Raw genomic sequence first — 14,385 nt, 5'->3', positions numbered from 1 at the left:
TTCTATGCGCAAAAAATTGTTTCTCGCAGATTTAAAAAGATTTTAGCAGATCAATTTAGATTTTGTTTAATTCAACGGTTTAAGATTTAATCTGGTCTAGCTGGTTTTTTAAAACCGGCTGGGCTTTTTTATTTGACAATAGTTTACTTTTACAATCCAAATATAAATTTATGTTATTTCTTATTTTAAGCATTCTATGCAGTGTTACAGTTGGCGTTATATTCAAAATTTCAAGGAAATATAATGCTAATCCTTCTCAGATAATTTCATTCAACTATATTGCAGCAATTGCACTTTGTTATTTTACTTTTGGTCCAGATCTTAATGCATTAGATCATAATGCCCCATTAGAAATTTACACTTCAGTGGGAATTTTACTTCCAATCTTATTTTTGTTTTTGGCACTTTCTATAAAATATATGGGAATTGCAAAAACAGATGCAGCCCAAAGATTGTCTTTATTTATTCCGATTTTGGCAGCTTGGTTGCTCTTTAATGAAGGATTTAATACTTATAAGGTTATTGGAGTTTTAATTGGTTTTGCGGCACTTTTATTAATTTTAAAAAAGCCCTCAAACCATACAGAAAACAAATGGATTTATCCAGCTGCAGTTTTGTTTGGTTTTGGAATTATTGATATTCTTTTTAAGAAAATAGCTTTGTATACGGTCGTTCCTTATACCACATCGTTATTCTTTGTTTTTCTAATTGCTTTTGCTGTTTCTATTTTAATCGTATTGTATAAGCTGTTTGTAACCAAAGAAAATTTTGTTTTAAAAAGTATTCCTTTTGGGATATTAGTTGGCGTTTTCAACTTCGGAAATATATTATTCTATTTAAAAGCTCACAAAGCATTTGCAGAAAATCCATCAACAGTTTTTGCTGGGATGAATATGGGCGTAATTATTTTAGGAACTCTTATTGGTGCTTTTTTCTTCAAAGAAAAATTATCTAAAATCAATGTTTTAGGTCTAGTTTTGGCTTTGGTCGCTGTCATTTTTATTGTTTTGTCGCAATTAAAGTAATTTTTTTTAATCGGTAACCCTTTTATTTTCAATTGATTTAATGTTTAAATTTTAATTAACGAAAATAAACTCGACTAATTCTATAGAATTTATAAATATATTTTTGTAGCTTTGTCTCAACAATGAAAAACTATAGCCGAAATATTATGACGTCTTTTCCATGCAGCTTTGCGATGTGCTGTATGATGAATCACGTTTTGAAATGGCGTTAATAGAGAAAGTACTTGTTAGTTATTTTTTTTTTTTAGCCTTTCATTGCACCATGAAAGGCTTTTTTTTGAATCATTAAAAAATCAAGATATGAGAACCAACAGAAATATGAAAATTTTGATGCGCCGTTGCCTGATAAAAATTCCGTGTTGCATTTAGTTTGAAGATTAAAAGAGAAAGTAAATCTTCTTACCAAAGAAGATCATAAACATAAAAAGTAACCCAAACCTAAAAACTATATATTATGAGCTCAGAAATTATAAAACATAATCCGTTTCAATCCATGATTGATCGCTTTAATATCGCTGCTGATATTTTAAAATTGGATGATTCTATCAAACAAAAATTGCAGCGCCCAGAAAAACAAATCACAGTAAATTTTTCTATTACTTTAGATAATGGAAACGTTCAGAACTTCGAAGGATACCGTGTAATTCACAACACCGCTTTAGGACCTTCAAAAGGCGGAATTCGTTACGACACCGCTGTAAATCTGGATGAAGTAAAAGCACTTGCCGCCTGGATGACCTGGAAATCTGCTGTAACTGGAATTCCATTTGGTGGAGCAAAAGGCGGCATTATTTGCGATCCGAGAAAGCATTCTAAAACAGAATTAGAAAAAATTACAAGAGCTTATACCAAAACTTTGGCTGATATTTTCGGACCAGAGAAAGATGTTCCTGCGCCAGATATGGGGACAGGACCAGACGAAATGGGCTGGCTAATGGATGAGTTTTCACTGTTGCACGGAAGACCAATTCATGCGGTTGTAACAGGAAAACATCTTCATTCCGGCGGATCTTTAGGCAGAGTAGAGGCAACAGGAAGAGGAGTAAGTATTATTACACTTCTAGCACTTGAGAAACTAAAAATAAGACCGGCAAGAGCTACTGCAGCTATTCAAGGATTTGGAAACGTTGGTCTACATTCTGCGTTATTTCTACATGAAAAAGGAGTGAAGGTTGTAGCCGTAAGCGATGTTTCTGAAGCATTTTATAATCCGAACGGGATTAATATTCCAGAATTGATTTTATACTATAACTTAAATAATAAAACCATAAAAGGCTATCCAAATTCGGTTGCCATAAAACACGAAGATTTATTGCTTCTAGATGTCGATGTATTGATTCCTGCGGCAAAAGAAGATGTTATTACGAAGCATAATGCAGGAGAGATTCAAGCCAGAATTATTGTTGAAGGTGCCAATGGACCTGTTTCTTCAGATGCAGATCAGATTCTGCATGATAAAAATATATTAGTTGTTCCTGATATTTTGGCCAATGCGGGCGGTGTTACCGTTTCTTATTTTGAATGGCTTCAGAATTCGCTTTTGGAGTCATGGAGAATCCATCAGATAAACAAACGTTTGGAGGATATTTTAGAAAAAGGTTTTGATACTGTTTTTAGAGTTGCAGTAAAACATAGTGTAACGCCTCGTATTGCGGCTTATATAATCGCTTTGAAAAAAGTGGCCGAAACGCAGTCAGTTAAAGAAGTTGCCTTGGAAGCGCCTTTATTTAAACAGAATTAAAAATCAGGTTTACTTCGTAAAAGATCATTTTCATTAATTACGTTTTTAGCGCTCTTAAAAACGTAATTAATGGAAGTGTCTTTTTCGTTTGAACTATTAAAAAGAGAAGAAAATTATTAAACACATAGAAACATAGTATTTACAAGCCTGTAAAAAGGCGTTTCACTAATAACAATACACATAGCTATGTTTTAAAGCTAGCTTTTTTGTAATCTCAAGCAGAAGTAATAAAAATCTATGTTTCTATGTGTTAAAATAAAATTACTCAATACATAATTTTTAGAATCGAAAAGTATCAAATAAATGAAAAATATCAATTTTCTAGCATTTGCCATGCCGGCCTTTTTTCTTTTTTTGTTTTTGGAATATAAGCTTGCTCAACGCAGAAAAAAGCCTGAAATTTTTAACTATGAAAGTTCTGTTTCCAATATTTCCATCGGAATTGCAGAGCGTTTGATTAACTTATTTGTTGCAGCCAGTTTTTATCAGCTGTATTATTTAATTTATGATGATTATAGACTTTTTGATATTCCGAGTAATGCCTTGGTTTGGTTTGCCCTTATTCTTGCCACCGATTTTGTCTGGTATTGGTATCATCGCTTAGGACATGAAGTCAATTTTTTCTGGGCAGCGCATATTGTACATCATCACAGCGAAGAGTTTAATTTTACTGCGGCAGCGAGAATTACTACTTTTCAGGCTATAATTCGAACGGGATTTTGGTGCGTTTTGCCATTTGTTGGTTTTCATCCCAGTATGGTAATTACCATGCTTATTGTTCATGGCGCTTATTCTTTCTTTACCCATACACAGCTTATTGGCAAAATAAAATGGTTGGAATATGTTTTTGTAACCCCTTCTGTTCATGGAGTTCATCATGCTTCTGACGAAAAGTATTTGGACAAAAATTACGGTGATATGTTCACCTTTTGGGATCGCCTTTTTGGAACTTTCCAAACCGAAGAGGAAAAACCCAAATATGGATTGACGCATCCGCTAAAAAGCTATAGTTTCTTGTGGCAGCATTTTCATTATTATTTCGAAATTTACGAATTATGGAAACGCTCAAGCGGATTCAAAGCGAGATGGAATGCTGTTTTTGGAAGCCCAGCAGATATGGATCAGGATATTCGTCCCATTCTGGAAAAGCGTTTTTTGCAGGATAAAGCAGCTCCCAATCAGAGACTTCGATTTAAAAATTATCTTTATATACAATTAGGAATCTGTACTTTGATTCTAACGGTTTTTACTTATTATTTTGATTATTTAGAATTGTATGATAAAGTGTTTGTACTTTCTTTGGTAATTATCACTTTAATCAATTGCGGTGCTTTATTAGAACAACGAAAATGGATTTACTACCTAGAATATACTCGTCTGGCGATGCTTTCGACTTATTTTTTATATGAAGAAGGTTTGCTGGTATTTTTCTTTGTTCCAATTGCAATAATGATTTTTGCAGAGCAATTGTTTTCATTGAGTAAGATTTATCAGAATACCATTTTACAATTGGAAACTTCAGAATAGAAAATGACAATTTTAGAGTATAGTCCCAGAGGGACTAAATATTTATAGAAAAGATATTTGTTATACAAAAGAGCTCCAGCGGAGCGACATATTTATTAATATTTAAATTTATATGTCGCTCCGCTGGAGCTTTTTTTGATGGCCGTTTAAAATTGTATTCTATAAATATGGCGCTCCTCCCGAGCTGTGGTATTAGTTATCGTTCGAGTATAGCAAAAAAAACTTAGAACCTTAGTATCTCAGCATCTCAGAACCTTAGTAACTCATCAACTTAGATTGTCTTAATCTCCATAATCTTCTGCTCAAAAGTATCTTTAAAATCAGATTTGCTTTTAATTCTGGTTTTGTACGTATAAATTGTAGCTACAGAAAGTTCTAAGAATTCTGCCATTTGACTGCTGTCTTGAATGCCCAATCTATACAAGGCAAAAATTCGCAATTCGGTATTTAAAAGTTCACCTTTTTTGACAATGCATTTATGATCGTTTGGGAATAAATTATTGAAATCGGTTACAAATGTCGGAAACAATTTCAAGAAGATTTCGTCAAACTGATGAAACAGATTTTCGCGTTCTTCCTTTACATTATAGCGCTTTAAACTCGCGATAACTTCATCTGTTTTTTTGGTAATGATTTTATGCAACGTACTTTTCTGAATATGGTCTATTTTATTAATGAAAGCCGATGTAGCTTTAATAAAATAGGTAATATATTCTTCTTTGATGGCATTGGCTTCGCTTAAACTCACATTCATTTCCTGCAATTGCAGGTACGAATCGGCCATGATTTTTCTTGCTTTATTTTTTTCTTTTAATTGTTTGAAAATGATGCCTAGGAAAACGAAAATAATAACCGTAAGGATCGTCAAGAGAATAATAATCTTCTCCAGTTTATCATTTTTATCCTTTACATTATTCAGCTGTGCTTTTTCTATAATTGGGAGAATCGACGAAATCTCAATCTTTCGATGTCTTGCATTATAAAATGTTGCATCATCCATGGCGATGTTGATGTATTCGTTTGCTTTATCCAAATAGCCCATTTTAAAAAGTTCATTGGCCAAATTTCGAAGCGCAACGGTTTCTTTCGTAGCATTTTTTACATCGGCAATTGCGGCAAGAGCTAAATATTGAATCGCTTTTTTGGTATAACCCCGTTCCGAAAAGATATATCCAAGACTCGAAGTGGCGATTCCGTAATAATCAGGAGGCAGATTGTAGTTGTTGATCCAGTAGCTGAAAGCAAATTCGGCCCCGCGCCAGTCTTGCTGTTTCAATCGTTTTAAACTTTCTGCAGCCCAATATTCGTTGGTATTGGTTCCAATTAATTCTAAAGCTTTCTTTAAGAAATGATTTCCCTGCTGTACATAATGAATATTAAAGCGCTGATCACGGTTATAATCAGCTAAATCATAATAAGCACGAGCTTTAATGTTATAATATTCAAATTTGTTTCTTTGATCCAATTTAGTATCGTCAATAACATTTAGCGTGTCAATGGCTTCTTTAAAAAGCCCAGAAGATAAAAGCACAAAACCTTCCTTGATTCGGCTTTTAGATAAATACTTCGGATCTTTTAGGATTTTGGCTTTGATTTTAGATTGCTCTAAATAGTAGTAAGCAGAGTCATATTTAAAAGATTTGTATTCATCAAACAAAGACATATAACAATTGTACAATTCTTCATTATTCTGACTAAGCGTAAATTTAGATACATTTTTCTTTAAAGCTTCTATTTTTCGATATTTCTGTTTCAGGTAAATCTCTTTTTTCAAGAGTACCTGATCTAATTCTTCTAAATAAGGATTCGTCTCTTTCGCAGTAAGAGAAAAACCTGCAAGGAAGAAAAGCAGCATCAATATTCTTTGCATGATTTGGTTTTGGTTTAGGGAAAAGTGGATTGATAGATATAGTGAATTAATTCGATTTAAAATTAAGAATAAGTTTGAGATTAAGCTAAACCTGTTTTTCAAGAATCTTGTAAAATGTTTAATAACATAGCTTTAAAAGGTGATTTTCGGAGTGAAAATGAGCTGCAAATGTTAAAAACAGGTAATTTATTTGCAATTATACAATAAAAACTGGTTATATATGTACATAGTGAAAAAAATATGCTTATTATTTTACATATTGTCATTTTTACCATATAAAAACGGCTTATTTTTATCTCAACAGCGTCTTGATTTTTTACTCTTGTAAAAATATATAAAATATTGATTATTAGTAATGTAATGTTTTTTGTGTTTGAATTTTATCTTGATTTTTTTCAGATTTTTTTTTTAGGATTTATTTAACGTCTAGTTTCGCTGTATCCTTTTGAAGGGGATAACAAACTAACGAAAACCAAAAATTTATGAAATGTAAAAGTCTTTATTGGCTAGCTTTTATGATGTGTTTATTTGCTATCGGATGCGATAACACAGATGACGGAAGCTACGTAGAACCGATTACCCTTTATGAAAAAGTAAATGGAAATTGGGGATTAACAAATCTGAAAATGGTTGATGAAGTTGCGAAAGCAAATAAGATCGAACCAAACGAAGAAAACTTGAGCACTTATTTCAACTACGAAGATTTTAAAATCAAATTTAACGTAGATGGAAATAACAATCCTACAAGTTACGAAGTAACTGGAGATGTTCCTCCATTATTTGCTCCTAAGGGGTATTGGGCACTTAGCTCAGCGTTTCAATCTACTACTGGTGTTGGAACAAAAATCTATCTGTACAGCGACGCACAGAAAACGCAAAAAACAGATGAACTTAGATTGATTTCAGTTCCAGGTAAAAGCAAAGAAATGCAGATTCAATTGGCGCATTCTTCTGGTGGTGTAGATTTCGTGTCTTATGTGTTTAAATTAAATGCTATTAATTAAAAAGTAATATGAAAAAGTTTATATATACAATTTTACTTGCCTTGTTGATGGCTCCTAATTTTATTCAGGCACAAGAAGCTGCTGGAGCCGTAGGTCCAATATCATCATTTCCTGTTGTTTACAAATATGATGAAAAAGTTACATGGTACTTTGATATGTCGGCATCAACATTTGCTGAAACAGAAGATTTATATATCTGGATCTGGTCTCCATCTGAACCAGATGCTGGACACTGGGAAAACTCATCAGATTTTGCAAAACTGAAATATGAAGGAAATAGAATCTGGAGTTTTACGCTAACTCCAACACTTTATTTTTCTAAAACTCCAGAAGAAATAGCGAAGAGTGATGGATTCTGGTTTCGTTTGAAAAACAAAAATGGATCTAAACAAAGTGATGTTGCCAATGTGGCTTATATTGATTTTTCATCTTTCTATACTTCAGGTGAATTATTTAGATCATATCCATCAAAACCATTAATTGATAAACCGGTAAGTATTGTTTTTAATGCAAATCTTAATCCTGCATTTGCAGGCACTCCAAGTGTACATATGCATGGAGGTTTGAATGACTGGGCTATTCAGCAAATGTATGAAGCTGCAAAACCAGAAATTGCCGAAAAAACAAAATTAAAAGATTTGGGTAATGGTTTTTATAAAATGGATTTTGTTCCTAAGCAGTATTTCAATGCTCCGGATGATTTTGTAATGGAAAAGATAAATTTTCTGATGGTAGCAGAGAATTGGACAGCAAATTCTGGAGATCAGGTTATTTACGCAGGAGAATTTGTTCCGCCGCCACCGCCAAGTTTTGCTTTCTTTCCATCGCAAATCAGTCAAAAAGATTTTCTTGGAATGTCAAGAAAAAATAACGAGGCAGGTGTAAACAAATTAATCTACACGATTACAGCTGGTACAAAAACAATTTCGGGTGAGTTTACTGGAGGAACTGCAGAAATTAAAGGTTTTGTCAATCTGGTTTCAGAACTTAATGGAGTTCCAAGCTTAAGCGAGATCCATGTTTTGGTAAAAGACAATAAAGACAAAACGATTTCGGATACGACCATTCCGCTAAAAACTTTAGATAAATAATCACTATTAAATTAAAACACCAATCTAATGAATAGTAAAAATACAAAAAGCGTCCTGCATCAAATGTGGACTGCTAAGGCAGCGGTATTGATGATTTTTATGCTTTTTCTTACTGCCAATTCTTTCGCGCAGACGAAAAAGATATCAGGAACTGTTTATGACAATACAGGGAATGTATTGCCAGGAGCTTCTATCATTGAAGTAGGAACTAAAAACGGAACTACAACAGATTTTGATGGTAAATTTAGCCTTAATGTAGCCGTAGGAAGTGCAATCGAAGTTTCGTTTATCGGCTCAACAACACAAAAAGTCCAGATTACAGCCAATACTTCTAATTACGAAGTGCGACTGCAAAATGACGGATATGCATTGGCAGAAGTGCAAGTAGTTTCTGTAGGTTACGGAAAAGTGAAAAAATCAGATTTGACTGGAGCAATTTCTACAGTTGGAGCAGATGAATTGCTAAAAGGAACTATTGGTTCTACAGAGCAGGTTTTGCAAGGAAAAGTGGCAGGATTAAGCATTATTCGTCCTTCTGGAGATCCAGCTGCAGCTTCTACAATTCGTCTTCGTGGAGGAACTTCTTTAACAGCAAGTAACAGCCCGTTAATTGTGGTAGATGGTATTGCAGGAGTTGATATAAACGTCGTTCAACCTTCAGATATTAAATCGGTTGATGTTCTTAAAGATGCTTCGGCAACAGCAATTTACGGTTCTCGTGGAGCAAACGGAGTAATCATGATTACTACAAAATCTGGAACAAAAGGTGTTTCTGTTGTTTATAACGGACAAACGGGTATCGGTTATGTAAATAATAACTTAGATCTTCTTTCGGCAAATCAGTGGAGAGGATATGTACGCCAGAATCAAATTGCAGATGCAGTAGATTATGGTGGAAGTACAAACTGGCAAAAAGCAATCGAGCAGACTTCGATTTCTCAATCGCACACGTTAAGCATCAATTCTGGTAAAGCAGACAGCGGTTTTAGAACTTCACTTTCGTACTTAAATAATGAAGGAGTTATTAAAAAATCTGGATTAGAAAGATTAAGCGGTAATGTTAGCGCTTACCAATTTCTTGGAGACAATAAAGAAGTGAAATTTGATATGGGATTATTTGCAAACATTGACAAATGGCACCCAATAGACTATAGAATTTTTGAAAGAGCTTATAACTTAAATCCAACGATTCCTGTTTACGATTCAGAAGGAAATTTCAGTGCAGTAGTAGGAAATATTTATCAGAATCCGGTTGAGATTTTAACAAACAGAACTTTTGATAATGAAAGACACAGACTTTTAGGGTACTTTAAAACAGATGTGAAATTCTTGAATGACTTTACTGCTACAGCAAATATTTCGCTAGAGCACAATGCAGTAAAAGCGGGTACTTACAAACCATCTTATGCGGTTATGGAAGGACAGACAGAAGGCGGTTTTGCACAAAGAACTTATGCAGAATATACAAATGCACAAGGAGAGCTTTATGTAAATTACAGCAAAGTTATAGACAAACATAACATTGGCGCTTTGGCTGGATATTCTTATCTAGAAAATATCTATCAAGGTTTTGGAGCACAAAGAGGTGGTTTTGTTACAGATGCATTTAGTTACAATAATTTAGGTGCAGGTTACAACTATCGTTTAACCGACGTGTATTCATACAAAGGAAAATCGAACCTAGTGTCTTTTTATGCTCGTGCTAATTACGGTTATGATGGTAAATATTTATTGACAGCGACCGTAAGACGTGATGGATCAAGCCGTTTTGGAGAAAACAATAAGTGGGGAACTTTCCCATCTGCTTCTGCAGCTTGGAGAATTTCTAACGAAGAATTTATGGAATCTTCAAAAGGTTGGTTAGACAATTTAAAATTGAGAGTTGGTTATGGAGTTACAGGAAATCAAGATGGAATTGGAGAGTATAAATCACTTTCTATTTTGGGAGTTGGAAGCGACAGTTATTACGATCCAGTTACTAAAACTTGGAGTTTGGCTTATTCTCCAAAACAAAACCCAAATCCTGATTTGAAATGGGAATCTACAGAGCAAATTAACGTTGGTTTTGACTTTGGTCTTTTCAATAGAATTACAGGATCATTCGAATATTATTCTAAAACAACAAAAGATTTATTATATACTTACGAAGTGCCTCAACCACCATATTTAGTGGGAACAATGTTGGCAAACGTTGGAGAAATGTCAAACAAAGGGGTAGAGTTAACTTTGAATGCTGATATTATCAGAGGAGATAAATTCAACTGGAATGCTAATTTGACTCTTGGACACAATGTTCAGAAAATTGAAAAACTTTCGAACCCAACTTATAAAACAGATGTTATCTACAGTGGATCTCTTCATGGTTTAGCAGGGATGTCTGGACAATATTCTCAAATTATTGCTGAAGGATATCCTGTTGGTACTTTCTGGGGATTCAAAAACGCAGGTTTAGATCCTAACGGAAAAATTCAGTATTACAATGCAGCTGGACAAGTTGTTGATGAAAGCGCTTTGGTTGATGCAGACAAAACAAATTTAGGAAACATTCAGCCAGATTTAACTTTAGGTATCGGAATGAATTTTACTTACGGAAACTTTGATCTTGGATTTTCTGGATACGGAATGTTTGGACAAAAAGCATTAAATGCGACAAACATGATGTTAAACGATCCGAACAGATTGCCAGCTTTTAATGTGCCAGATTCTTTCTTGAGTAGCGGTATTACTTCGTCTCCAAAATATTCTGATTACTGGATCGAAGATGCTTCTTTCTTCAGACTTCAGACATTGACTTTTGGTTATACTTTACCATTGAAATACAAAAAATCTAAATTTAGAATGTATGTAATGGGCGAAAACTTATTTGTAATCACAGGCTACAAAGGTGTAGATCCAGAGATTGGTTTAAATGCTCAGGACGGAATTAATCAGACTGGAGTAATGGATCAAACTGGTTTGGCAGCTCCTGGAATTGACAGATACAATAATTATCCTCGACCAACTACAATTTCTGTTGGATTAAATTTTACGCTGAATAACTAAGCGAATTGATAACCATAAAATATTAACAATGAAAATCAAAATAACAGCAGCAATACTTTTAAGCATGCTTTTTACGGTATCCTGTACTGATTTGGACGAACAGTTGTATGATCAGGTAGAAGATGGAAATTTCGGAAATACAACCAAAGAGATTGATGCGCTGGTAGGTGGAGCTTATTCTTCGTTAAGAGGATTCTCTGATGCAATCTCAAATAATTTTCCAACTTGTGAGTATGTTTTCTTTTTGAATGAAGTAGTTTCAGATGAAGCAACAATTCCGACAAGAGGAACAAACTGGTACGATGGCGGACAATATCAAGACGCGCAAAAGCATACTTGGAAATCGGACAATAGAATGATTCTTTCGGCTTGGCGTTACAATTATACTGGAATTGCTAAGATTAATGCAATCATTTATCAAATCGATAAATCATCTCTTAGTGATAAATCAAAAGAACCAATTTATGCAGAATTAAAAGCGCTTAGAGCCTATTACTACTACAATCTTTTAGATTTATTCGGAAATGTGCCAATTGTAACCGATTTTGAAGATACAGCTCTTCCAACCAATTCAACACGAAAAGAGGTTTATGATTTTGTTGAAAAAGAATTGACAGACGCTATTCCGCATTTAAATCCAAATGCGGTGTATTCTAAAATGACTAGAAATGTTGCGTATTCTATTTTGGCTAGATTATATCTTAATTCAGAAGCGTTTATCGGTCAGCCACGTTGGCAAGATTGTATCAATATGTGCCAAAAGGTTACTGGATACAGTTTAACACCAGATTTCTTTTCGAATTTCGTGACAGAAAATCAGACTTCGACAGAAATTATTTTCGCTATTCCTTACGATTCAAAAGCTGGAACAGTTGGAAACTACATGAACTCAATGTCTTGTCATTATAATCAAAAATTAGCTATTTCTGCCATTCCAAACAATTATCCTTGGAGTGCAAACGGAATGTGCGCACAGCCTGGAGTTTATTCTGCATTTGCAGACACAGACAAGAGAAAAAAATGTATGCTAGAAGGCGATCAGATCAATCTTGCGGCAGGAACTGTAATTATGATGGATAATGGAGAACCACTTACCTATACAGAGAACCTAACAAGTCTGGAAGATGCAAAAGAGAATGAAGGAGTTCGTTTACATAAATATGAAATGAAAGCAGGAGAGCAATGGGAGCGTGATCACGATTTTGTATTAATTCGTTATGCAGAAATCTTAATGATGCAAGCAGAATGTTACGTTCGTTTAGGCTCGCCAGATTTAGCAAGACCATTTGTACAGCAAGTAGCATCTCGTGCAGGTGAAGAATTGCCAGCAACCATTGACCTTGCATTTATAAATCAAGAATTGTTGAAAGAATTTACATTCGAAGGAAGAAGAAGAACAGACAATATTCGTTTTGGAACATTCTTCGAACCATGGTGGTCAAAAGGGACAACAGAAAAATACAGAGCAATTTTCCCAATCCCAAGTACTGTTTTAACCACAAACAAAAACCTTAAACAAAATCCTGGGTATCCAAATTAGGTTACTAGAATGTCAGTCTTCCATGTTGGTTAGTCGTGGAAGGCTGACATGTTTTTAATTTTTTTTAGTAACAGATTCTAAAGATTAGAAACCGAATTAGAGGATTGAAAAAAGATTTTGTTTCACGCAGATTTTGCGGATTAAAGCAGATTTGGTTTTAAATGTAAAAAAAATAATCTGCGCATATCTGCTTAAATCTTTTTAAATCTGCGTGAAATAAATTAATCACAATAAAATCCTTTTTAATCTTTTAATCTGTGGCAAAATATAAAAATAACAAACAGTACATCAATATGAAAAGATATATCACATCGTTGGTTTTTGGTTTGATGAGCATTGCGATGATTGCCGGTTGCAGCAGCGATGACAAAGGCTCAGACAAACCTGTAGAACCAGAGAAAACAGACCCTGTTGCGATTGAGAAAACCAACAGCACTAAAATTTATATGCATTACATGCCGTGGTTTGAAACCAACGAAAGTAGTGCCGATAAAAAATGGGGATATCATTGGACAATGGCCAATAAAAATCCGAACAACGTAGGAGCAAACGGAAGAAGAGAAATTGCATCGTACTATTATCCGCTGATTGGACCTTATCACTCAGGCGATAAAAATGTGATCGAAAATCATTTATTGTTGATGAAATATTCAGGAATTGATGGAATTCTTATTGATTGGTACGGCACTTACGATGTAAACGATTACGGAATGATCAAAGAGAATACAGATCAATTAATCGAAATGCTTGATAAAGTAGGTTTAGAATATGCTATTGTATACGAAGACCGATTTTTGACCAATGTGGTTAATGCAGGAAAAGCAATTTCGGTAACTGGTGCAGCAAAAACAGATTTGGCTTATGTAGAGAAGAATTATTTTTCGGATGCCAATTATATCAAGATTAATGGTAAACCGCTGTTAATGAATTTTGGACCAATTGTGCTACAGACCCCCGCTGAATGGACAAACGTCTTTAATACTTTAACAGCAAAACCCACTTTCTTGACACTTTGGGACCACTCTTCAATGGCAGGAGAAAATGCTTCTGGCGAATATGCGTGGGTATACAAAGACAATAGTTACTTAACTAATTTTTACACCAATACCAAACCAAAATTGGGTGTAGCAATGGGTAGCGCTTATCCTGGTTTTAAAGATTTTTACGCTCAAGGCGGAGGCGGAGCAGCGATTGGATGGACGATTGAACATAACAATGGAGCAACATTGGATGAAACTCTTGCCTTAGCTAAAAATGCCAATGTAAATTATCTGCAGCTGATTACATGGAATGATTTCGGAGAAGGAACCATGATTGAACCAACAGTTGAATTTGGATATTCTTTCATTGAAAAAATCAAAGCTTTTGCTGGAGTAAAAAATACAGAAAGCGTATTTCCAGAGATCAGCAAATTGTATGATTTACGCGTACAGAAAAAAGGAAATGTCGAAGCCCAGAAAAAACTCGATCAGGTGTTTAATTATTTTGTTTCTATGCAGCCTGCAAAAGCAAAACAAACATTAAGCGAAATAAAATAGAGCTGTA

General features: G+C 34.3%; 9 protein-coding genes. 8 read left to right on the top strand and 1 reads right to left on the bottom strand.

Features of this window, described 5'->3' with window-relative positions; all coding sequences use genetic code 11:
* The first annotated feature begins 170 nt into the window (after positions 1 to 170).
* The 3 genes from QLQ95_RS23975 to QLQ95_RS23965 all read left to right on the top strand — a co-directional run bounded on the left by QLQ95_RS23975 (position 171) and on the right by QLQ95_RS23965 (position 4,293).
* Positions 171 to 1,025, top strand: a complete 855-nt coding sequence (locus QLQ95_RS23975; protein ID WP_095931638.1) for an EamA family transporter — start codon at positions 171 to 173, stop codon at positions 1,023 to 1,025.
* Positions 1,026 to 1,479: 454 nt separating this feature from the next.
* A complete protein-coding gene (locus tag QLQ95_RS23970; protein ID WP_172426956.1) occupies positions 1,480 to 2,766 on the top strand; it encodes a Glu/Leu/Phe/Val family dehydrogenase in 1,287 nt (428 codons plus the stop codon).
* A gap of 303 nt (positions 2,767 to 3,069) precedes the next feature.
* Positions 3,070 to 4,293 (top strand): sterol desaturase family protein, encoded by a 1,224-nt coding sequence (locus tag QLQ95_RS23965; protein ID WP_095931636.1) that lies wholly within the window; start codon positions 3,070 to 3,072, stop codon positions 4,291 to 4,293.
* Positions 4,294 to 4,564: 271 nt separating this feature from the next.
* Here the strand turns inward: QLQ95_RS23965 and QLQ95_RS23960 are convergent, their stop codons facing one another.
* Positions 4,565 to 6,163, bottom strand: a complete 1,599-nt coding sequence (locus tag QLQ95_RS23960) for a DUF6377 domain-containing protein (RefSeq protein WP_482501989.1) — start codon at positions 6,161 to 6,163, stop codon at positions 4,565 to 4,567.
* A gap of 482 nt (positions 6,164 to 6,645) precedes the next feature.
* Between QLQ95_RS23960 and QLQ95_RS23955 the strand changes: the two genes are divergently transcribed.
* From QLQ95_RS23955 to QLQ95_RS23935, 5 genes are all read left to right on the top strand, one after another.
* Entirely contained in the window at positions 6,646 to 7,167 is a 522-nt protein-coding gene (locus tag QLQ95_RS23955; RefSeq protein ID WP_095931634.1) for a DUF5004 domain-containing protein, read from the top strand.
* Between the two features lie 8 nt (positions 7,168 to 7,175).
* Positions 7,176 to 8,258, top strand: coding sequence for a hypothetical protein (locus QLQ95_RS23950; RefSeq protein WP_428238462.1), 1,083 nt, complete (start codon positions 7,176 to 7,178; stop codon positions 8,256 to 8,258).
* A gap of 27 nt (positions 8,259 to 8,285) precedes the next feature.
* Entirely contained in the window at positions 8,286 to 11,300 is a 3,015-nt protein-coding gene (locus tag QLQ95_RS23945; RefSeq protein WP_482501988.1) for a SusC/RagA family TonB-linked outer membrane protein, read from the top strand.
* Positions 11,301 to 11,328: 28 nt separating this feature from the next.
* Positions 11,329 to 12,840, top strand: a complete 1,512-nt coding sequence (locus QLQ95_RS23940) for a RagB/SusD family nutrient uptake outer membrane protein (RefSeq protein ID WP_482501987.1) — start codon at positions 11,329 to 11,331, stop codon at positions 12,838 to 12,840.
* A 293-nt stretch (positions 12,841 to 13,133) separates the two neighbouring features.
* Positions 13,134 to 14,378, top strand: coding sequence for a glycoside hydrolase family 99 protein (locus QLQ95_RS23935; RefSeq protein ID WP_320494703.1), 1,245 nt, complete (start codon positions 13,134 to 13,136; stop codon positions 14,376 to 14,378).
* Positions 14,379 to 14,385: the final 7 nt, after the last annotated feature.

It is taken from the genome of Flavobacterium sp. B330r (assembly GCF_056824325.1).
The sequence above is the reverse complement of the archived record's forward strand: the minus strand, read 5'-3'. Positions and strand labels throughout refer to the sequence as shown.

Coding starts and splice junctions, on each gene's coding strand:
- QLQ95_RS23950 (WP_428238462.1), top strand. CDS start 7,176: ATGAAAAAGTTTATATATACAATTTTACTTGCCTTGTTGATGGCTCCT.
- QLQ95_RS23955 (WP_095931634.1), top strand. CDS start 6,646: ATGAAATGTAAAAGTCTTTATTGGCTAGCTTTTATGATGTGTTTATTT.
- QLQ95_RS23945 (WP_482501988.1), top strand. CDS start 8,286: ATGAATAGTAAAAATACAAAAAGCGTCCTGCATCAAATGTGGACTGCT.
- QLQ95_RS23975 (WP_095931638.1), top strand. CDS start 171: ATGTTATTTCTTATTTTAAGCATTCTATGCAGTGTTACAGTTGGCGTT.
- QLQ95_RS23965 (WP_095931636.1), top strand. CDS start 3,070: ATGAAAAATATCAATTTTCTAGCATTTGCCATGCCGGCCTTTTTTCTT.
- QLQ95_RS23940 (WP_482501987.1), top strand. CDS start 11,329: ATGAAAATCAAAATAACAGCAGCAATACTTTTAAGCATGCTTTTTACG.
- QLQ95_RS23970 (WP_172426956.1), top strand. CDS start 1,480: ATGAGCTCAGAAATTATAAAACATAATCCGTTTCAATCCATGATTGAT.
- QLQ95_RS23935 (WP_320494703.1), top strand. CDS start 13,134: ATGAAAAGATATATCACATCGTTGGTTTTTGGTTTGATGAGCATTGCG.
- QLQ95_RS23960 (WP_482501989.1), bottom strand. CDS start 6,163: ATGCAAAGAATATTGATGCTGCTTTTCTTCCTTGCAGGTTTTTCTCTT.